Origin of the sequence: Streptomyces sp. NPDC005408, assembly GCF_040606445.1 — a bacterium.
Classification (GTDB): domain Bacteria; phylum Actinomycetota; class Actinomycetes; order Streptomycetales; family Streptomycetaceae; genus Streptomyces.
In genome coordinates, this window is record NZ_JBEXEX010000014.1 from 143,466 (window position 1) to 163,786 (window position 20,321).

Sequence of the window (20,321 nt, forward strand, 5' to 3'; positions counted from 1 at the left end):
GCCTACGGTGGCAGGGCGAGCAGGACACACCCCGCTCGGCACACCCCCACCGAGGAGCACCTCATGATCAAGGGTCTTGCCATTTCCACCGTCTGGGTCCTGGACCAGGACCGGGCCAAGGAGTTCTACACCGAGAAGCTGGGTCTTGAGGTCCGCACCGACATGACCATGGGCGACGGCGGGATGCGCTGGCTGACCGTGGGCGCCAAGGATCAGCCGGACGTGGAGCTGACGCTGATGGTGCCGGGCGCGCCCGCGATGGACCCGGAGGCGGCCGAGGCGATGAAGACGCTCATCAGCAAGGGGGTCATGGGCGCCGGGGTTCTGACCACCGACGACGTCCACGGGGACTACGAGAAGCTCAAGGCGCGGGGGGTGGAGTTCCTGCAGCCCCCGCAGGAGCGTCCGTACGGCACGGAGGCGATCCTGCGCGACGACTCGGGCAACTGGTACTCCTTCACCCAGCGGCGCGAGGGCGACCTCGACCTCGACAAGGACTGGGCCTGTTAGGCCCTGTCAGCCGGGCCTGCCGGCTGAGGTTTGTCAGTCCGAGAGCGGCATCATCGGGAAGCTGCCGGTGTTCGTCGGCGCGTGCTCGGGCAGCCACAGCACCGCGATCGCGCCGCCCGACTCGCCCAGGGGCGTCTCCATGCCTTCCGGCGCGGCATTGCGGAAGGTCAGCCGCGCGCCGAGGACGCGCGCCTGGCCTGCCGCGATCGTCAGGCCCAGGCCGTGGCCGGTGCCCGCGCGGTCGCTTGCGCCGGTGCGGAAGCGGCTCGGGCCCTCGCGCAGCAGCGCCTCGGGGTAGCCGGGACCGTGGTCGCGGACCCGCACCACGCGGCCCTCGACCGTGACCTCGATGGGCGGCTTTCCGTACTTGGCGGCGTTGGTCAGCAGATTGAGCAGGATGCGCTCCAGCCTGCGCGGATCGGTGCTGACCCAGGACTCGTGCACGACTCGGACCACCACGTCGGGGTTGAGTGCCGCGATCCGGCGGCTGACGAACTCCCCGAGCGCGATCTCCTGGAGCTCGGCCCGTTCCGACGCGCTGTCGAGCCTGGCCACCTCCAGGACGTCCTCGACCAGGGTGCGCATGGCCTGTGCCCGGTCCCGTACGAGCTCGGTGGGGCGGCCGGGCGGCAGTAGCTCGGCCGCCGTGAGCAGTCCTGTGACGGGGGTGCGCAGCTCGTGCGCGATGTCCGCGGTGACCCGGCGCTCCGCCTCGATGCGCTCGTTCAGCGCGTCGGTGAGCGCGTCGACGGCGCGGGCGAGATCGTCGGTCTCGTCGCGTACGACACCGCCGATGGCGTCCCTGACCCGTACGTCCGTATTGCCCTGGGCGACATTGCCGGCGGCCGCGGCGGCCTTGCGCAGCCTGCGCGAGAGCTGTCCGCCGATCAGCACGCCGAGTGCGCAGCCGCCGAAGACCACCGAGACGGAGCCGATGATCAGCGCCCGGTCGAGGTCCTTCATGACGGTGGCGCTGCGGCCGGTGAACTCGCTGTGCAGGGAGAGCACATCGCCGTTGGAGAGGGGGACGGCGGCCCAGATGTCGGGCGTGTTGCCGTGGCCCTCGTCCACGAAGGTGCCGCGCCGCTTCTCCCGCATCAGCTTCTGGAGTGACTTGGGCAGCGCGGGGTCATTGATCTTGATCTTGGTGTTGAAGCGGGTGTCCTTCTTGGACGTCTCGTACCAGCGCTGCGCGAGCAGCACCCGGTCCATCTGCACATCGCGCGCGTTGTCCAGCATCGAGACGCGGGCTGCGTTGTGCACGACAAGACTCAGCGCCACGGCGATCAGCGCACCCACGGCTGCGATCGCGATGCTGATCTTCCAGCGGACTCCGGTGCGCAGTACGAGCCGCTTCATGCCTTGAGCTTGTAGCCGAAGCCGCGGACCGTCTCGATCCGGTCCTGTCCGATCTTGGTACGCAGCCGCTGGACATGGACGTCCACGACCCGGGTGTCGCCGCCCCAGCCGTAGTCCCAGACCCGCTCGAGCAGCTTGTCGCGGGAGAGCACGGTGCCCGGCGCGGACGAGAACTCCAGCAGCAGCCGCATCTCGGTCGGCGTCAGCGCCACAGGCTCACCGGCCTTGCGCACTTCCATGCCCTCCGTGTCGATCTCCAGATCACCGAAGGCCAGCAGCGCCTCCTGCGGATCCTGGCTCGCGGCGCCGGAATCGCCGCGGGCCGCCCCTCCCGCGTGGCCGAAGCGGCGCAGGACCGCGCGGATACGGGCGACCAGTACCGCGCCGTCGAAGGGCTTGGTCACATAGTCGTCGGCGCCGGCCTCCAGGCCGAGCACCACGTCGATGGAGTCGGCGCGCGCCGAGAGCATGATCACGGGCACGGTCGACTCGTCCCGGATACGGCGGCACAGACTCACGCCGTCCAGGCCCGGCACCATCACATCGAGCAGCGCGATGTCCGGCCGGTTCGCCCGGAACGCCTCGAGGCCCTGGAGCCCGTCGGGCATCGCGGTGACCCTGAAACCGTCGCGCTCCAGCGCAAGCTGGGTCGCCTCACGGATGACGTCGTCGTCCTCCACGAACAGGACATGGGTCTCGGCCATCCCGCTGCTCTCTCAGTTCTCGCTCGTCGACGGCGGTTCGGGGACGACTGCCTCGCCCTCGCCAACCGCTCTGCTGAATTCATTGCGTACCCAGTACTGCTGGACGAACTTCCCGCCCGCCCAGTGGTAGGTGGTCACTTCCTCGCCCGACGGTTCGGCGACCGGATCATCCTTGGCGTACACCTGCTTGGTCACCACCAGGTCGCCCCGGTCGATCGCGGAGTACACCGCGGGCTCCTGGGCGGCGAAGACATTCTCGTACTTCTCGCCGTTGTTGCGGTACACATACGTGCCCATGCCGACCGCATCGCCGCACGTCAGAACGTTGACGACCACATCCGGCGTGGTCCCGCCTGTGAGGTTTCCGTAGGACGTGTCCACCGGGTAGGAGTCCTTGGCGCACGGCTTGAGGTCGGCCTTGACCCGCTCGCTGACCTTGGGGTCACTCATGATCAGCTTCACCGGGTTCAGGCCCTCGGTTTTCTGCGCACCGCTCGTGGGGCTCGCATTGGTCGAGGGGGTGGCCTTGGCGAGCGCGTCGGCATGAGCCGCGCCCTCGTCCTGCACACCCGTGCCGCCCGAGGAGCAGGCGACGGTGAACACGCCTACGGCGGCGAGCCCGGCCACCGCCGCGCCACTCGCCGCCAGGCTTCGGTTTCCGCCCCTGCCTTTCAGGCCGCGCACCGCTCCTGCCCCCGTTCGTCGTGCTCACGGTCACGCCGCACTTCGCCGCGCTCGAGGGCGCGGGCGTCCAGGTCCCGGCTCTCCAGTTCCTGGCGCAGCCGGGCGAGGGCCCGGTGCAGCGTGCTCTTCACCGTACCGGCCGACATGCCCAGCGCGGCAGCTGTCTCCTCGGTGCTCATCTGCTCCCAGTGTCGCAGCACCACCACGCTGCGCTGCTTGGGAGCGAGCACCTTCAGGACATCCATCAGCAGGGCGCGGTCCGCGCGCTGTTCGCTGCCGTCCTCGACGCTCGCGTCCGGCAGCTGCTCGGTCGGGACCTCTTCGAGCTTGCGGGCCCGCCACCACTCCGTACGCGTATTGATCATCACGCGGCGGAGGTAGGCGTCGGCCAGCGACTTGTCGGCGATGCCGTCCCAGCGGCCGTAGGTGCGGACCAGAGCGGTCTGCAGCAGGTCCTGGGCGTCGATCGGGTCGGGTACGAGACGCCGGGCACTGCGCAGCAGAGCCTCCTGCCGGTTGCGTACGTACTCTTCGAACTCGAGCACCTCGCTGTGCGCCATTTCAACCGCCTCCGTCCCCGTGAATCCCCGTGACAAGCAACTGCCGTTCCCTTACGCGACATGAAGCTACGGAGCTGTTGTCACGGGCCTGTGCGGTCCAGCCGTCGGAGGACGCACGGCCGTCCATCGGTTGTGTAACAGGAGAGGTTTCAGGCACGGTTCGGGTGGGAAAAGGCACCCGGGCCCGTCACGGACCGGGCGCCGGTTCGGCCCTGCGTCTGCTCTGTTTCGGCTCTGCGTCAGCTCTGGGGTAGGCGGTACACGCCGTTCTCCAGAGGCTCCACAAGGCCGTCCGCGACCAGTCCGTCCAGCGCCCGCGCCCGCTGCACAGGCTCGTGCCAGACCGTGTCCAGCACCGACTGCGGCACCGGCACCACGGCCTCGCGCAGTACGGCGAGGAGCCTGCCCCGCACCTGGCGGTCCGTGCCCGCATAGGTCTGGCCACGGCGCGCGGGACCCTGGTGCGCGGGCTTTCCCGCCAGCCGCCAGGCGCACCCGGTGGCGATGGGGCAGCGCGAGCAGTCCTCGTTCTTCGCGGTGCACACCAGCGCGCCCAGCTCCATGGACGCCGCAGCCCAGCGGGCCGCTGTGGCGTCGTCGTCGGGCAGCAGCGCCCGGGCCAGCTTGCGCTCGGCCGCCGTCGTCGCGGTCGGCGGGTACTGGATGCCGGTCGCTGCCCGCGCGAACACGCGGCGGACATTGGTGTCGAGGACGGCATGGCGCTGTCCGTACGCGAAGGAGGCCACCGCGGCCGCCGTGTACTCCCCGATGCCGGGCAGCGCGAGCAACTGCGCGTGGTCGCTGGGCACATCGCCGCCGTGCCGCTCCGTTATCGCCTGCGCGGCCCCGTGCAGGCGCAGCGCACGGCGCGGATAGCCGAGCCGCCCCCAGGCGCGGACCGCCTCGCCGGGCGCGTCGGCCGCGAGATCGGCGGGACGGGGCCAGCGGGCCAGCCACTGCTCGTACACGGGCAGCACCCGGCTGACCGGGGTCTGCTGCAGCATGAACTCGCTGACCATCACACCCCAGGCGCCGGCTTCAGGGCGGCGCCAGGGCAGATCGCGGGCGTGCTCGTCGAACCAGGCGATGACGGGGGTGTGCAGGGACGCCGCGTCAGCCGGTGCAGGGTCTGTGGTGGTGTCAGTCATGGCACTCCGATCCTGGCACGTCCCGGGGAGCCGATGCTGCATACGCTCCGTGAGGCTGCCGCCTTCTCTCGACGGCAGGCCGTCCGGCTCCGCTGTCACATCGTGCGCACGGGGCCGTGCTGCCCGTGATGATGATCCGCAGAACTTGCGAAGTCGGGCGGCGGGTGGGGCCGGAGTTGGCCCGGATCTCTCGTAGAGTTTGGGCCGTGGGATCTATGCGCAATCCGATCGGGCCGCTCCCCTCCTCCATCTACTGGCGACGGAGGGCAGTCGCGGCGTCGTTGATCGCGCTGCTCGCGGTGCTGATCGTATGGGCCGTCAGTTCCGGTGGCGGCAAAGGAGACACGACCGACGACAGCGCCAACGGCGCGACGCCCGCGCCCTCCATCACGCCCGGACCTTCGCAGTCCGGTCCCGCGATCAGTGAACAGCCGGGCGGGCGCGACGAGTCGGGCGAATCCGGTGGCAGCGACGGCACGGGTGGCGACGGCGGTACGGGCGGCGGTACGGGCGGTGACGGTGGCGCCGGCTCGGGCAGCGGCGGCGCCGCAGGTGCGGGCGGCGCGGCCGGGGGCGCCGGGGGCGGCCAGCAGGTTCCGGCGGGCTCCAGTCTTCCCGACTGCGCCCCGGGCGCACTGAAGTTGACCCTGCGGAGTGCTGAAGTCGCGTACGGGCCGGGGGAGAAGCCCTCGTTCCAGCTGGTCGTCTCCAACTCGTCGGCGACGACATGCAAGGCGGACTTCGGGCCCAAGGCGGCGGTGCTCACGGTCACCGACGACAAGGATGACGCGGTGTGGTCGTCGAAGGACTGCCCGCGGACGGCCGGGAGCCTGCTGCTGAGGGTTCCGGCGGGGGCGAGCATCACGCACACCGTGGAGTGGGACCGCAAGCGGAGCGCACCGCAGTGCGCCACGCCGCCCGCGGGGGCGGTGGCGCCGGGCACGTATCTGGTGGAGGCGGAGTTCCCGGGGGTGACGGTGCGCCCGGCGTCGTTCCGCCTCGACAAGGACTAGGGCCGTCCGGCGGCCGGTCCTTCCTCAAACGCCGGACCGGCTGGAAACCAGCCCGTCCGGCGTTCGAGGACAAGGCCTCCTACACGTACCGCTCGAGGATCGAGGACTCCGCCAGGCGCGACAGGCCCTCTCGCACGCTCCGGGCCCGCGCCTCGCCCACGCCGTCGACCGTCTGAAGGTCGTCGACACTCGCCGCCAGCAGCTTCTGCAGGCCGCCGAAGTGCTCGACGAGCCGCTCGATGATCGCGCCGGGCAGCCGCGGCACCTTCGCCAGCAGGCGGTAACCCCGCGGCGAGACCGCGGAGTCGAGCGTCTCCGGCGAGCCGCTGTAGCCCAACGCCCGTGCCACTATCGGCAGTTCGAGCAGCTCCGTGTGCGTGAGGTCGTTCAGTTCGGCGAGCGCCTCGTCGACCGTGCGGGACCGCTTCGCGGTCGGCTCCGGCACATAGTCGCGTACGACCAGCTCGCGCTCCGGCTCGACGCCGGCGATCAACTCGTCCAGCTGCAGGGAGAGAAGACGGCCGTCGGTGCCCAACTCCACCACGTACTCGGCGATCTCCGTCGCGATCCGGCGCACCATCTCCAGGCGCTGGGCCACGGCCGTCACGTCCCGGACCGTCACCAGGTCCTCGATCTCCAGCGCGGAGAGCGTGCCGGCGACCTCGTCGAGGCGGAGCTTGTACCGCTCGAGCGTCGCGAGCGCCTGGTTGGCGCGGGAAAGGATCGCGGCCGACTCCTCGAGGACCCGGCGCTCACCGTCCACGTACAGCGCGATCAGCCGCATCGACTGGGACACGGAGACGACCGGGAAGCCGCACTGCCGCGAGACCCGGTCGGCTGTGCGGTGGCGGGTGCCGGTCTCCTCGGTGGGGATGGACGCGTCCGGGACCAGCTGCACACCGGCCCGGTGGATCTTGCTGATGTCCTTGTCGAGGATGAGCGCGCCGTCCAGTTTGCACAGCTCGCGCAGCCGGGTCGCGGTGAACTCCACGTCCAGCACGAAGCCGCCGGTACACATAGATTCGACCGTTTTGTCCAGGCCGAGGACGATCAGGCCTCCGGTGTTGCCGCGGAGGATCCGCTCCAGGCCGTCGCGCAGGGCCTGGCCGGGCGCGACCGCGCTCAGGGCGGCGCGGATCAGTGCTTCGTTGCCGGAGCCTCCGCCGGACTTTCCGGGTGCTGCTGCCCCGTCCTTGGCTGCCACTGCACTCCTCCGGCTCGTACGGATGGGCGAGACCAGGGCAAAGTCTACCGGCGCGTGTCGCCCGCCCGTGGGGCCTCCGTGCGCTCTTTCCCCGCGGCGGCCTACTGACCCCTTTCGGGCACCCTTTCGGAACTCCTGTCGGGAGCCTTCTGACGGCCGCGCGGAAGCACCCTGAGAGCGTCCCCCATGTCGGCCACTTCCGTGACCTTCATGCCCGCCGGGATCTTGCCGGGATCGGACGGGACAAGGGCATGCGTGAATCCGAGCCGGTACGCCTCGGCGAGCCGTCGCTGGACGCCCGTCACCCTTCTGACCTCGCCCGCGAGACCCACTTCGCCGATCGCGACCAGATTCTTGGGCAGCGGGGTGTCGCTGGCCGCCGATGCCAGGGCGAGCGCGATCGCGAGGTCCGCCGCGGGCTCGGAGAGCTTCACACCGCCGACCGTCGCGCTGTAGATGTCGCGCTTGCCGAGGGCTGTGATCCGGCCGCGCTGCTCAAGGACGGCCAGCATCATCGAGACCCGCGAGGTCTCCAGACCCGAGGTCGTGCGCCGGGGCGAAGGGATCTGCGAGTCGACGGTCAGCGCCTGCACCTCGGCGACAAGGGGGCGGCGGCCTTCGAGAGTGACCGTCAGACAAGTGCCTGGGACGGCCTCGGCGCGGCGGGTGAGGAAGAGGCCGGAGGGGTCGGCGAGGCCGGTGATGCCCTCGTCGTGCAGCTCGAAGCAGCCGACCTCGTCCGTCGCGCCGTAGCGGTTCTTGACTCCTCGTACGAGACGGAGGCGGGCATGCCGGTCGCCCTCGAAGGACAGGACGACATCCACCAGATGCTCAAGGAGCCGCGGCCCCGCGATCGCGCCGTCCTTGGTGACATGGCCCACCAGGAGCGTCGACATCCCGCGTTCCTTGGAGACGCGGATCAGCGCGCCCGCGACCTCGCGGACCTGTGCCATGCCGCCGGGTGCGCCGTCGATCTCAGGCGATGCGACTGTCTGTACGGAGTCGAGGATCAGCAGCGAGGGCTTGACTGCGTCCAAGTGGCCGAGGACGGCGGAGAGATCAGTCTCGGCGGCGAGATACAGGTGGTCGTGCAGGGCGTTGATCCGGTCGGCGCGCAGGCGGACCTGGCTCGCGGACTCCTCGCCGGTGACATACAGCGTGCGGTGGTCGTCGCTCGCCGCCTTCGCGGCGACGTCGAGCAGCAGGGTGGACTTGCCGACACCCGGCTCGCCCGCGAGCAGCACGACGGCGCCCGGCACCAGGCCGCCGCCGAGGACGCGGTCGAGTTCGTCCACGCCGGTCGAGCGGGCGGTCGCCTGCCGGCCGTCGACCTGGCCGATGGGGAGCGCGGCGGTGGAGACGCGGCCGGCGGCGGTGGTACGCACAGCGGGCGCGCCGTACTCCTCGACCGTCCCCCAGGCCTGGCACTCGGGGCAGCGGCCGAGCCACTTGGCGGTCGTCCAGCCGCAGTCGGTGCAGCGGTAGGACGGCCGGTCCTTCGCGGATTTCGTACGGGCAGCCATGCGGAAACCGTAGCGGTGCCCACTGACAATGCCTGCGGCGCAGCCCCTGCGGGCTTCCCTGCGGGCTACTTCACGACCTCGAAGCGCAGATGGATGATGTCCGACGACTCCACGGACCAGAGCCGCCTGAGCTCGACCGGCCCGCCGACATGGTCGAACAGCCGCTTGCCCGAGCCGAGCAGAATCGGGACGAGCATGGTGTGGATCCCGTCCAGCAGACCCGCGTTCAGCGCCTGCTGGGCGGCGGTCGCACCATGCACGCCGACGTCCTTGCCCGCGGCGGTGGCCTTCGCCTGCGCGACCGCGGACTCGATGCCGTCCGTGACGAAGCTGAAGACGTCGGGCGCGACCACGTCCTTCGGGTCCGGCGGGCGGTGCGTGAGGACGAAACAGGGCACCTTGCCCGCCGGTCCGCCGTCGCCCCAGCCGCCGTCGCCCTCGCACAGGTCGTACGAGTGCCTGCCCATGATGATCGCGCCCACGTTCTGCACCATGTCGTCCAGGACCTTGGTGTCGGTCTCGTTCATCTCTCTGACCCACTGGTGAAGGCGCATACCGCCCACGCCCAAGGGGTTCTCGCGGGTGTCGTCCGGCGCGGTGATGAAGCCGTCCAGCGACATGGACATACCTGAGATCACGTTGCTCATGACGGGTTGACTGCCCCGGGCCGTGGAACTCATCGCCGCGGGGTGGACCAGTAGGGGTGGAATTAACGATTCCTGTCCCCCTTCGAGCGAACTGTTCACCCGTAAGAATTAAAAGTGTTCAAGGGGTACGAAGTGGATGTGGTTCAGCGCCTACGGTCACGGCGTGACGAGCAGCAGGCTGGAGCCACCCACCCACACAACCGGCGCACACCGGGCGTACCGGCGTGCGCCCCGCCCGTCCGCACAACAGCCGCCCGCGCGTTATGAGCCCTACCTCGACGGCCTGTTCACCTACTGCCTCTCCGTGCTCTGCGACCACGACGCCGCGACCGCGCTGCTCGGCGACGTACTCGCCATCGCCGAGCGGCAGTACGGGCGTTGCCCGTCGGGCGAGGACGAACGGAAGGGGTGGCTGTACGCGCTCGCGCGCTGGGCCTGTCTGCGCCGGCTGGCCGAACAGCGGCGCACGCGGCAGGGGGCGCACACCGGGCGTCCCGTGCGGCCTGCCGGCCCGGAGGAGGTCCCGCGCGTCCCCGAGGACATGGCGGAGCGCCGCCGCGGCGAACTGGCGCTGCTGGCCTGGCCCGAGGCGGCCGGCACGACACCCGAACAGCGCGAAGCCCTCGAACTCGCCGTACGGCACGGGCTCGGGGCGCGTGAGGTCGCCTCCGTGCTCGGCCTCGACGCATCCGCGGCGCGCGCACTGCTGGCCGCGGCGGCCTGCGAGGTCGAGCGCACCCGGGCCGCGCTCGCCGTCGTCGAGACCGGCAACTGCCCGGCCGTCGCCCGGCTCACCGGCGACCACCGGGTACTGCTCTCCGCCGCACTCCGCCAGGAACTCGTCCGGCACGTCGACGACTGCCCCCGCTGCCGCCGCGCCGCCGAGCGCGCCGGAGCGGGCGGGCCGTGGCCGGGGTCGGCCGTCACCCCGGCCGCGCTGCCGCTGGTCGAGGCGCCGCGGGCCGCCGCGTACATCGCGATGCTGCACGTGCCGCGGGCCCGCGCGGGCGCACCGCGCTTCGGCCCCGGCGGCTTTCCGCTGGACCCGAAGGACCACGCCGCCCGGCGCGACCGGCTGCGGGCCCGCGCCGTGACCACCACCGTCGTCGCGACGGTCGTCGCGGCGCCCGTGTTCGCGCTGTGGGCGGCGTACCGCGGCGCGCCACAGACGGGGGAAGGGCACGACGGGTCCTCGGTCACCGCGAGCGAGGGGAACGAGCCGGGCGGGATGGACGGCCAGCCCTACGACCACTACGAGAACGCGGGCAACGCGCGCGCGGAAGCGGACCCGAGCTTCACGGCGGGCATGCGCTCGCCGGACGTCTCGGTCGAGGTCATCAGTGCGGGCGTCTCGTCCCGGCCGGCCCGCCCCGGAGTCCCCGGCCCCGGCCGCCTCACGGTCGAGGCGGAACCCGCGGGCGACCTGACCCGCATCACGCTCAGGGCATCCGGCGGCTCGCCGGTGACATGGTCGGCGTGGACGGACGCGCCCTGGCTGTACGTGAGCCGCTCGTCGGGCACGCTGCGTCCGGGCGAATCCGTGACGATCTACGTGAGCGTGGATCACGGGCGGGAGCCGGCGGGGCCATGGAGTGCGCGGGTGGGGGTGGATCCGTCGGGAGCGGTGGTGGAGATCGACGGCTACGGGGCGACACCGACGCCGACACCGTCGGACCCGACGCCGTCGCCGTCGGACCCGACGCCGACGCCGTCGGACCCGACACCTACCCCGACGCCGTCGGACCCCACGCCCAGGCCGTCGGACCCCTCGCCGACGGACCCCCCGTCGTCGTCCGAGCCACCTCCGTCGGACCTGCCCCCGTCGTCGGAGGAGACGTCGCCGTCGCCGTCGGGCTGACTCAGGCCCGTCCGGCGACCGAGGGCCGTGCTCAGTCCCTCTGCGGGTCCGCCGGATGCGGCGCCACCAGTGGCAGCTGCGACGACAGCCGCGCCTCGCACAGCCCCGCCAGCACGTCGTACGCCTTCTTACCCATCAGCTCCGTCAGCTCCGGCCGGTACGTCACGTACACAGGCTCCCCCGCCCCGTGCGCCGATGTCGCCGACGTGCACCACCAGTGCAGGTCGTGGCCGCCCGGGCCCCAGCCCCGCCGGTCGTACTCGCCGATCGTGACCTGCAGCACCTTCGTGTCGTCGGGGCGCTCGATCCAGTCGTACGTCCGCCGCACCGGCAGCTGCCAGCACACGTCCGGCTTCGTCTCCAGCGGCTCCTTGCCCTCTCGCAGCGCCAGGATGTGCAGCGAGCAGCCCGCCCCGCCCGCGAACCCGGGGCGGTTCTGGAAGATGCAGGACCCTTCCCACCGCCGCGTCTGGCGTTCGCCGTCGTCGTCGAGCTGGACCCAGCCCGTTTCCGTACCCACGTCGTGGAACTGCCACAGGTCCGGAGTGAGTCGCGCGACATGCCCGGCGACCCGCTTCTCGTCGTCCTCGTCGGAGAAGTGCGCGCCCAGCGTGCAGCACCCGTCGTCCGCGCGGCCCGCCTGGATGCCCTGGCAGCCGCTGCCGAAGATGCAGGTCCAGCGCGAGGTCAGCCAGGTCAGATCGCAGCGGAAGACCTGTTCGTCGTCGGCCGGGTCCGGGAATTCGACCCAGGCGCGGGCGAAGTCCAGGCCCTTCTCGTCCGGCACGCCGTTCAGGTCGCGCTTGGTCTGCTTCGGGGGCTTGGCTTTGCCCGGCTTCGCCTTTTTCGTCTTTGGCACAGGCCCAGGGTATGTCCGCGACCGCAGTAGCGTTCGGTGCATGAGACTCGGAGTCCTCGACGTCGGTTCGAACACAGTGCACATGCTGGCGGTGGACGCCCACCCCGGCGCCCGCCCCCTGCCCGCCCACTCCTACAAGGTGGAGCTTCGGCTCGCCGAGCTCCTCGACGACGGAGCGATCGGCGCCGACGGCATCGACCGGCTGATCGAGACGATCGACGGCGCTGTGCAGGCCGCCGAGGACCAGGGCTGCGAGCAGCTGCTGCCGTTCGCCACCTCCGCGGTGCGCGGGGCCAGTAACGCCGACGCCGTCCTCACCCGGGTCAGGGAGGAGACCGGGGTGGATCTGCAGGTGCTGACCGGCGAGGAGGAGGCCCGGCTCACCTTCCTCGCGGCCCGCCGCTGGTTCGGCTGGTCCGCGGGCAAGCTGCTGGTCCTGGACATCGGCGGCGGCTCGCTGGAGATTGCGTACGGGATCGACGAGGAGCCCGACAAGGCCCGCTCGCTGCCGCTGGGCGCGGGACGGCTGACGGCCGCGATGCTGCCGGGCGACCCGCCCGACCCGCAGGACGTGAAGGCGCTGCGCCGCCATGTGCGGACCGAAATCGCCCGTACGGTCGGCGAGTTCACCCGGCACGGCAGGCCGGACCACATCGTGGCGACGTCCAAGACCTTCCGGCAGCTGGCCAGGATCGCCGGGGCCGCGCGCTCCGCCGAGGGTCTGTACGTACAGCGTGAGCTCAGTCTCAACTCGCTGCGCGAGTGGGTGCCCAAACTCGCCACCATGACGGTCGAGCAGCGCAGACATCTGCCGGGTGTCTCCGAGGGCCGGGCCCGCCAGCTGCTTGCAGGAGCCCTGGTCGCAGAGGGTGCGATGGAGCTGTTCGGTGCCCAGGCGGTCGAAATCTGTCCCTGGGCGCTGCGCGAGGGCGTCATTCTGCGGCGTCTTGACCACCTCCCCGCCTCCTAGTGCGGGCCCGTACGCTGTCTCCCGTGGCAGAACCGGCAGAACCAGTGGTGCGCATCCCGGATGCGAAGGTTGTCCTGTCGACGGCTTCCGTCTATCCGGAGTCCACGGCGACGGCCTTCGAGATTGCCGCACGCCTGGGTTACGACGGCGTAGAGGTCATGGTCTGGACCGACCCCGTCAGTCAGGACATCGAGGCCCTGCGCCGTCTGTCCGACTACCACCAGGTGCCGATCCACGCCGTCCACGCGCCCTGTCTGCTGATCACCCAGCGGGTCTGGTCCACCGATCCCTGGGTGAAGCTCCAGCGGGCGCAGGCGGCGGCCGAGAAGCTGGGCGCCTCGACGGTCGTGGTGCATCCGCCGTTCCGCTGGCAGCGGCAGTACGCCCGTGACTTCGTCAGCGGGATCTGGCGGATGGCGCACGAGACGGACGTCCGCTTCGCCGTCGAGAACATGTACCCCTGGCGCTACCGGGACCGCGAGATGCTCGCGTACGCCCCCGACTGGGACGTCACCACCGAGGACTACCGGCACTTCACGATCGACCTCTCGCACACCGCGACCTCCCGCGTCGACACGATGGCCATGGTCGACCGGATGGGCGACCGGCTCGGTCATGTGCATCTCGCCGACGGCAAGGGGTCGGCGAAGGACGAGCACCTGGTCCCCGGGCGCGGCAACCAGCCCTGTGCCGAGCTCCTCGAACGGCTCGCCCGGTCCGGCTTCGACGGCCATGTCGTCATCGAGGTCAACACCCGGCGCGCGATGTCCGCCGCCGAACGCGAAGCCGACCTCGCGGAGGCGCTCGCCTTCACCCGGCTGCACCTCGCGTCGGCCGCCTCGTCGGGAGTGCGCGGCTCATGACCGGCGCGGACGCTCCGCGGCGGCGTGGCCGCCCGGCCCGTACGGGCGCGGGCGAGGGCCCCGGCGCCCGGGAGCGGATCCTGGAGGCGGCCCGCAAGGAATTCGCCGATCGCGGCTACGACAAGACGACCGTCCGCGGCATCGCCAAGGCGGCAGGCGTCGACCCGGCCCTCGTACACCACTACTTCGGTACGAAGGACGAGGTTTTCGCGGCCGCCATCGAGGTCTCCTTCGAGCCCGCCCTGGTCGTCCCGGCGATCCTGGGGCAGGGCACGGACGGCATCGGCGAGCGTCTCGCCCGCTACTTCATCGGTGTGTGGGAGAACCCGGCGACGAGGGGCCCGCTGCTGGCCATCGTCCGTTCCGCGCTCACGCATGAGGCGGCGGCGAAGGTGCTGCGCGGCTTTGTGCTGCGGCGCCTCCTCGAGCGGATCGCGGGGGAGCTGGACGTACCGGATCCGAAGTTCCGCGCGGAGCTCGCCGCCTCGCACATGATCGGCATCGCGATCCTGCGCTATGTGATCAAGGTGGAGCCGCTGGCCTCGAAGGACCCGGAGGAGATCGTGCGGATGGTGGCCCCCACGCTCCAGCGGTATCTGACCGAAGCGTGAGCCTCGCGTCCCGTATAGCGGACAGAGTGTCCAGATCTTGGAGCCGCGGCGTACGCTCGATCTGAGTCCTACCCCTATCGAGGAGCGAGCGACGATGCCCGAGCTGAGGTCCCGCACTGTCACCCACGGCCGGAACATGGCGGGCGCCCGCGCCCTTATGCGGGCCTCGGGCGTAGCGAGCTCGGACATCGGCAAGCCGATCATCGCCGTCGCCAACTCCTTCACGGAATTCGTCCCCGGGCACACCCACCTCGCTCCGGTCGGCAGGATCGTGTCCGACGCGATCCTGGCTGCGGGCGCCGTGCCGCGCGAGTTCAACACGATCGCGGTCGACGACGGCATCGCCATGGGCCACGCGGGCATGCTCTACAGCCTGCCGTCCCGCGATCTGATCGCCGACTCCGTCGAGTACATGGTCGAGGCGCACTGCGCGGACGCGCTGATCTGCATCTCCAACTGCGACAAGATCACCCCGGGCATGCTGATGGCCGCCCTGCGCCTCAACATCCCGGTCGTCTTCGTCTCCGGCGGCCCCATGGAGGCCGGTCAGGCCACGCTCGTCGACGGTACGGTCCGCAAGCTCGACCTGATCAACGCCATCGTGGACGCGGTCAACGAGAACGTCTCCGACGAGGACGTGCTGCGTATCGAGGAGAACGCCTGCCCGACCTGCGGCTCCTGTTCCGGCATGTTCACCGCCAACTCCATGAACTGCCTGACCGAGGCCATGGGCCTGTCCCTGCCGGGCAACGGCTCGGTGCTGGCCACGCACACCGCCCGCAAGGCGCTGTACGAGAACGCCGGACGCACCGTCGTCGAGATCACCAAGCGCTACTACGAGCAGGACGACGAATCCGTCCTGCCGCGCAACATCGCCACCCGCGCGGCCTTCGACAACGCCATGGCCCTCGACATCGCCATGGGCGGCTCGACCAACACGATCCTGCACCTGCTCGCCGCTGCGCAGGAGGCCGGGCTGGACTACGACCTGAAGGACATCGACGCGGTCTCGCGCCGCGTGCCTTGCCTGGCCAAGGTCGCGCCGAACGTCGCACCCGGCGGCACGTACTACATGGAGGACGTGCACCGCGCGGGCGGCATCCCCGCCATCCTGGGCGAGCTCTACCGCGGCGGCATGCTCAACGAGGACGTCCACACCGTCCACTCGCGCAGCATCAAGGACTGGCTGGAGGCCTGGGACGTGCGCGGCGGCTCCCCGTCGGCGGAGGCCGTCGAACTGTGGCACGCGGCGCCCGGCTGCGTCCGCTCGGCCACCGCGTTCTCGCAGTCGGAACGCTGGGACTCGCTGGACACCGACGCGGCGGGCGGCTGCATCCGCGATGTGGCGCACGCGTACTCCAAGGACGGCGGCCTCGCCGTCCTCAAGGGCAACCTCGCCGTCGACGGCTGTGTCGTGAAGACCGCGGGCGTCGACGAGTCGATCTGGACGTTCGAGGGCCCTGCCGTCGTCTGCGAGTCGCAGGACGAGGCCGTCGACAAGATCCTCCGCAAGGAGGTCAAGGAGGGCGACGTCGTCGTCATCCGCTACGAGGGCCCCAAGGGCGGTCCCGGTATGCAGGAGATGCTCTACCCGACGTCGTTCCTGAAGGGCCGCGGTCTCGGCAAGGCCTGCGCACTGGTGACGGACGGCCGCTTCTCCGGCGGCACTTCGGGCCTGTCGATCGGCCACGCCTCACCGGAGGCGGCGTCGGGCGGCACGATCGCCCTCGTCGAGAACGGCGACCGCATCCGTATCGACATCCCGAACCGCTCGATCGAACTCCTCGTGTCGGAGGAGGACTTGGCTGCGCGGCGTGAGGCGCTGGGTGGCGACTACGCACCGAAGAACCGCGACCGGAAGGTCTCGGCGGCGCTGCGGGCGTACGCGGCGATGGCGACGAGCGCGGACAAGGGAGCGGTCCGGGACGTGTCCCGGCTCGGCTGACGCCTGCGGGGCTGGATGTGCGGCTCGGCCGCGCATCCAGCCCGTCCGGCGATTGAGGACACGCCCGAAGGGCCTGCCGGGTCCAGGGGCGAAGCCCCTTGGTTACGGGAAGGGGCGGGGTGGGGGAACCCCCCTCACCAGCCCGCAGTGCCCCCCGCATCCAACGCGAACACTGCCCCGTCCGGCGCCATCCCGAACACCCTCCCGTCCGCCGCCACCGGCGCCGGCAGCACCGACGCGAAGGTGTAACGCCCGTCGTCCATACGGGGTTTCGACTGACCGGTCAGCACCCCCCGCACCGCGTCCACGGCCAGCAGCCGCCCGTCCCCCGCCGTCACATACACCGCGCGCGCATCCGCCGCCGGGCGGGACAGGTGCGTGACCTGCGTCTCCAGCCGCCACAGCTGCGCGGCGGGCTTCGTCCCGCTGGTGTCGAGCGCGATGAGAGACCCGCCCGACCCGCTGAGATAGACGACACCCCCCGTCACAGCGACCGTCGCCTGCGCCTGATCGAGCGGCGTGGACAGCCGGATACGGCGAACAGAGCGCTTGCCCCCCGCCGTATCGAGCCGTACGACCGCGTCCGTGAAGCCGTCGCTGTTGGCGGAGAGCAGATACAGCGCTCCTCCCACCAGCCGTACCGGGCTCAGCGACCCCTTGACGCGCTTCTCCCACAGCAGTTGGCCACTGGCCGGATCGACGGCGCTGACGAGCGTCGACGTACCGTCCGCCGAAGGGGTCGCGCCCAGCGCGGGCCCGTCGCCGCCGGGGGAGGAGACCCACTGGGTGCCGCGTCCGCCGCGCTGCCGGGTCCAGCGCTCCTTGCCCGTCGTGGCGTCGACGGCTCGCACCCGCCCGCTGTCGCTCACCAGAAGCACCACGTCGCCGATGGGCCGGACCGATGAGTACGGGGAGATGTCGAGGTCCCAGCGGACCGCGCCGGACTCGGGGTCGAGTGCCTCCAGCCGGTTCCCGCCGGGCGCGACCACCTGAAGCAGCCCGCCGGAGAGCACGGGCGTCATGCCCTCGTCGGTCTGCGCGGCGCTGTCGTCCGCCTTCTTCGACCAGAGGATCTTCCCGTTGGCGGGATTCAGCCGGGCCGCCTTGATGCCGGGCGCAGTGCAGTACAGCCCGGAGCCCGCGGCCGCGCAGACCGGTGTCCTGTTCTCGTCTTTCCCGCCGCGCAGGGGAACACTCCAGCCGCGGAAGCCCTGTTCGGCGCGCGGCGCGGAGGGGGAGTGCCGGGGGCTCTCACCGTCGGCCACCGTCCCCGCGATCACGATCCCCGCCGTGGCCAGCACGGCCGCCGCCACCCCCGCGGCCGCCCACGTCACCTTCCGGCTCAGCCACGGCCGGGGACGCGGCCCGGCCGCGAGCCCCGGGGGCACGTTCTCGCGGGGGTCCGGCGTCCGCTGCGCCGGTATGTAGGCCTGTGTGTCGTACGAGGACGAAGGCGAGGACCCGCGCAGCGCGACCATCAGTTCGTACGGCGTCGGCCGCTCGTCCGGGTCCTTCGCGAGACAGCGCCGGAACAGCGGTACGAGGTCGGCCGGCACCCCCGCCAAGTCCGGTTCGTTGTGCACCACTTGGTACGCCACGATGTACGGGCTGTCCGAGTCGAAGGGCCCGCGGCCGGTCGCCGCGTGCACCAGCACCGCGCCCATCGCGAACACATCGGCCGCAGGCCCGACCTCGCGCGGGCGCTGGAACTGCTCGGGCGCCATGAACGGCGGCGTACCGATCAGCTTGCCCGTCTCCGTACGCAGATCGCTGTCCGAGGGACGCGAGATGCCGAAGTCGATGACTTTGGGTCCGTCCGGCGCGAGAAGTACGTTGCTCGGCTTGAGATCGCGGTGCACCACGCCCGCGCGATGGATGTCGCGCAGCGCCTCGGCCAGGCCGGCTCCGGCCTTGCGCAACTCCTCGGCGCCCAGCGGGCCGTTCCGCTTCACCCGCTCGGCGAGCGTCGGGCCCTCGATGAACAGCGTTGCCATCCAGGGGCGTTCGGCCTCCGGGTCGGCATCGACGACGGGCGCGGTGAATGCGCCGCTGACCTTGCGGGCGGCCGCGACCTCCTGATGGAACCGGGCTCTGAACTCCGGGTCCGAGGCATGCTCGGCATGGATGACCTTGACGGCGAGGCGCAGCCCCGAGGCAGAGGTGGCCAGATGGACGACGCCCATGCCGCCTGTGCCGAGGCACGCTTCAAGCCGGTACTGCCCGGCATATTGCGGATGCTCCGCTTCCGGGAACTGACCGGTGCTGCGCAGCGGTGGCATTTCCCCACCCCCGTGTTGTTCGTGCGCACGCGCGACGCACGGAGCCTAGTCGATGATGCGTGCGATGCCGGTGTGGCTTGCTAGCCTGCGCGGCGTACGGGACGAACCGTACGGATCAAGCCACTTTCGCGGGGGAGAGTTTCATGGCTGTTGAAGAAGTGCACGGCGACGTGCAGAGCGCGTCCGAGAGTGTCGAGGAGACCACGGCGAAGCGCTACCCGGTCGCGCCGGGCGTCGCGCTGAATGTCCGCAGCGGTCCCGGCACCAACTACCGGCTCATCAAGGTGCTCCCGATCGGGGCCCGAGTGCCGATCAACTGCCAGAAGCCGGGGGAGTGGGTCAGTGGCCCGTACGGCACGTCCAACCTCTGGGACAACATCGCGAACGGGCAGTTCGTCGCCGACGCGTATGTGAACACGGGCAGCGACGGCTATGTGACCATCCGCTGCTCGTGACGGTACGGGCACAGCGGTACGGGCATTGCGTACGGGGATAGCGGCGCGGGGATAATCGACCCCGTGAGCGACCAGACAGAGATGAACGCCGGCGACGGCCCGCAGCCCGAGCCCATCCGTTTCTTCGGCACGACGTGGGTCGGCCACGACGGCGGCTACGGGGGCTATGGGATGCGCCGCGCCGCCGTCGCCGCCGGTTCGCTCGCTGCCGCCGTCGCGGGCTGCCTCGTCCTGCGCTTCGGCTACCAGGGCCTGGCGATCGCGGACGTCGGCGGCTTCGTCAACATGCTGGTCGTCGTCATGTTCGCGATCTGCAGTGCCGTCGCGTTCCGCAAGACCTGGGAGGGCTTCACCCGCCGTCCCACCGGCCCCGTCACCGAGGACTCGCTGCGCAGCCTCAAGGTGATCGGCTTCATCGGCGTACTCCTCGCGTACTTCTTCCGCTCGCTCGCCGAGGCGCCGGGCGAGAAGCTGCACCGCGAGGAGTACGAGACGGCCCGCAGCCGGTACGAGAAGCGTCGCGGCACCCGCGCGGGCAACCCGGCCGCCCGCAGGCCGAAGGGCGGCAAGTCCCGGCGCAAGTAGCCGCATCGCGGCAAGGATGGAGCGCATGACGGATCCGGATCATGCCCATCGCGCTCTGTCCTTCGACGCGGCAGCGGCTCAGTACGATGCCGCCCGCCCCGGCTACCCGTCCGCCCTCTTCGACGCCGGCGAGGAACTGGACCCGGAGCGTTCCGCCACGGAGGCCCTGCGGGTGCTACGGCCCGGCGGCGCACTCGCCCTGTGGTGGAACGTCTCGGACCGCGACGTTCCGTGGCTAGCCGCGCAGGACGAACGGCTCCGCGCCGAGCTGAAGGACGGCGCCCACGGAGCCGCCGGGCGCGCGCGGCGCCTGCCGGAGGGACTGGAACGCACGGAGCGGCGCATGCACTGGACCCGTCGGGTCTCCCTCGCCACCCACCTCGACAACCTCGGCAGCCACTCCCTCTTCCTGGTACTGGGCGCGAAGACCACGGCGTCCTTCCTGGCCCGCGAGCGCGCCGAACTGCTCAAGGTCTTCCCGGACGGCGTCGTCGAGGAGGCGTACGCCGTCGAACTCAGCGTCACGGTCCGCCCGGCCTAACCG

The 20,321-nt window shown here is 71.0% G+C and carries 20 protein-coding genes; 10 read left to right on the forward strand and 10 right to left on the reverse strand.

The annotated features are described in order from the left end of the window. Positions 1–63: 63 nt before the first annotated feature. Positions 64–510 (forward strand): VOC family protein, encoded by a 447-nt coding sequence (locus tag ABZS64_RS16365; protein ID WP_355829180.1) that lies wholly within the window; start codon positions 64–66, stop codon positions 508–510. Positions 511–543: 33 nt separating this feature from the next. Here the strand turns inward: ABZS64_RS16365 and cseC are convergent, their stop codons facing one another. The 5 genes from cseC to ABZS64_RS16390 form a co-directional block, all read right to left on the reverse strand. Continuing rightward, complete coding sequence (gene cseC, locus ABZS64_RS16370) at positions 544–1,869, reverse strand: two-component system sensor histidine kinase CseC (protein ID WP_355829182.1); 1,326 nt, start codon at positions 1,867–1,869, stop codon at positions 544–546. Continuing rightward, positions 1,866–2,573 (reverse strand): two-component system response regulator CseB, encoded by a 708-nt coding sequence (gene cseB, locus ABZS64_RS16375; RefSeq protein ID WP_355829184.1) that lies wholly within the window; start codon positions 2,571–2,573, stop codon positions 1,866–1,868. Before cseB ends, cseC begins: the two co-directional genes overlap by 4 nt. Before the next feature lie 12 nt (positions 2,574–2,585). Further along, a complete protein-coding gene (locus ABZS64_RS16380; protein WP_355829186.1) occupies positions 2,586–3,257 on the reverse strand; it encodes a hypothetical protein in 672 nt (223 codons plus the stop codon). Then, on the reverse strand, positions 3,245–3,817 hold the full coding sequence (locus ABZS64_RS16385) for a SigE family RNA polymerase sigma factor (RefSeq protein ID WP_355829189.1): 573 nt from the start codon (positions 3,815–3,817) through the stop codon (positions 3,245–3,247). Before ABZS64_RS16385 ends, ABZS64_RS16380 begins: the two co-directional genes overlap by 13 nt. Before the next feature lie 239 nt (positions 3,818–4,056). After that, complete coding sequence (locus ABZS64_RS16390) at positions 4,057–4,965, reverse strand: A/G-specific adenine glycosylase (protein WP_355829192.1); 909 nt, start codon at positions 4,963–4,965, stop codon at positions 4,057–4,059. Between the two features lie 206 nt (positions 4,966–5,171). Here ABZS64_RS16390 and ABZS64_RS16395 point away from each other — a divergent pair, with 206 nt between their 5' ends. After that, positions 5,172–5,978 carry a hypothetical protein gene (locus ABZS64_RS16395; RefSeq protein ID WP_355829195.1) on the forward strand — a complete coding sequence of 269 codons (807 nt, stop codon included), beginning with the start codon at positions 5,172–5,174 and terminating at the stop codon, positions 5,976–5,978. A gap of 79 nt (positions 5,979–6,057) precedes the next feature. Here the strand turns inward: ABZS64_RS16395 and disA are convergent, their stop codons facing one another. From disA to ABZS64_RS16410, 3 genes are all read right to left on the reverse strand, one after another. After that, on the reverse strand, positions 6,058–7,182 hold the full coding sequence (gene disA, locus ABZS64_RS16400) for a DNA integrity scanning diadenylate cyclase DisA (RefSeq protein ID WP_355829198.1): 1,125 nt from the start codon (positions 7,180–7,182) through the stop codon (positions 6,058–6,060). A 101-nt stretch (positions 7,183–7,283) separates the two neighbouring features. Then, positions 7,284–8,705 (reverse strand): DNA repair protein RadA, encoded by a 1,422-nt coding sequence (gene radA / locus ABZS64_RS16405; RefSeq protein WP_355829200.1) that lies wholly within the window; start codon positions 8,703–8,705, stop codon positions 7,284–7,286. Between the two features lie 65 nt (positions 8,706–8,770). Further along, positions 8,771–9,352 carry a dihydrofolate reductase family protein gene (locus tag ABZS64_RS16410; RefSeq protein WP_355829203.1) on the reverse strand — a complete coding sequence of 194 codons (582 nt, stop codon included), beginning with the start codon at positions 9,350–9,352 and terminating at the stop codon, positions 8,771–8,773. A 136-nt stretch (positions 9,353–9,488) separates the two neighbouring features. Between ABZS64_RS16410 and ABZS64_RS16415 the strand changes: the two genes are divergently transcribed. Beyond that, complete coding sequence (locus tag ABZS64_RS16415; RefSeq protein ID WP_355829206.1) at positions 9,489–11,210, forward strand: hypothetical protein; 1,722 nt, start codon at positions 9,489–9,491, stop codon at positions 11,208–11,210. Between the two features lie 31 nt (positions 11,211–11,241). Here the strand turns inward: ABZS64_RS16415 and ABZS64_RS16420 are convergent, their stop codons facing one another. Then, positions 11,242–12,069, reverse strand: a complete 828-nt coding sequence (locus ABZS64_RS16420; RefSeq protein ID WP_355829209.1) for a hypothetical protein — start codon at positions 12,067–12,069, stop codon at positions 11,242–11,244. Between the two features lie 40 nt (positions 12,070–12,109). Between ABZS64_RS16420 and ABZS64_RS16425 the strand changes: the two genes are divergently transcribed. From ABZS64_RS16425 to ilvD, 4 genes are all read left to right on the forward strand, one after another. After that, the gene (locus tag ABZS64_RS16425; protein ID WP_355829212.1) at positions 12,110–13,039 is read left to right on the forward strand and encodes a Ppx/GppA phosphatase family protein; all 930 of its coding nucleotides are present in this window, start codon (positions 12,110–12,112) and stop codon (positions 13,037–13,039) included. Positions 13,040–13,062: 23 nt separating this feature from the next. Next, positions 13,063–13,902, forward strand: a complete 840-nt coding sequence (locus ABZS64_RS16430) for a sugar phosphate isomerase/epimerase (protein WP_355829215.1) — start codon at positions 13,063–13,065, stop codon at positions 13,900–13,902. Next, complete coding sequence (locus ABZS64_RS16435; protein WP_355829217.1) at positions 13,899–14,513, forward strand: TetR family transcriptional regulator; 615 nt, start codon at positions 13,899–13,901, stop codon at positions 14,511–14,513. The genes ABZS64_RS16430 and ABZS64_RS16435 overlap by 4 nt, the downstream gene beginning before the upstream one ends. Before the next feature lie 94 nt (positions 14,514–14,607). Next, complete coding sequence (gene ilvD, locus ABZS64_RS16440) at positions 14,608–16,458, forward strand: dihydroxy-acid dehydratase (protein WP_355829220.1); 1,851 nt, start codon at positions 14,608–14,610, stop codon at positions 16,456–16,458. A gap of 134 nt (positions 16,459–16,592) precedes the next feature. Here the strand turns inward: ilvD and ABZS64_RS16445 are convergent, their stop codons facing one another. After that, a complete protein-coding gene (locus ABZS64_RS16445; RefSeq protein WP_355829223.1) occupies positions 16,593–18,737 on the reverse strand; it encodes a serine/threonine-protein kinase in 2,145 nt (714 codons plus the stop codon). A 143-nt stretch (positions 18,738–18,880) separates the two neighbouring features. Here ABZS64_RS16445 and ABZS64_RS16450 point away from each other — a divergent pair, with 143 nt between their 5' ends. The 3 genes from ABZS64_RS16450 to ABZS64_RS16460 all read left to right on the forward strand — a co-directional run bounded on the left by ABZS64_RS16450 (position 18,881) and on the right by ABZS64_RS16460 (position 20,318). Next, entirely contained in the window at positions 18,881–19,192 is a 312-nt protein-coding gene (locus ABZS64_RS16450; RefSeq protein WP_355829226.1) for a peptidase, read from the forward strand. 81 nt (positions 19,193–19,273) lie between these two features. Next, complete coding sequence (locus ABZS64_RS16455) at positions 19,274–19,777, forward strand: hypothetical protein (RefSeq protein WP_355829274.1); 504 nt, start codon at positions 19,274–19,276, stop codon at positions 19,775–19,777. A gap of 25 nt (positions 19,778–19,802) precedes the next feature. After that, positions 19,803–20,318, forward strand: coding sequence for a hypothetical protein (locus ABZS64_RS16460; RefSeq protein ID WP_355829228.1), 516 nt, complete (start codon positions 19,803–19,805; stop codon positions 20,316–20,318). Positions 20,319–20,321 lie beyond the last annotated feature (3 nt).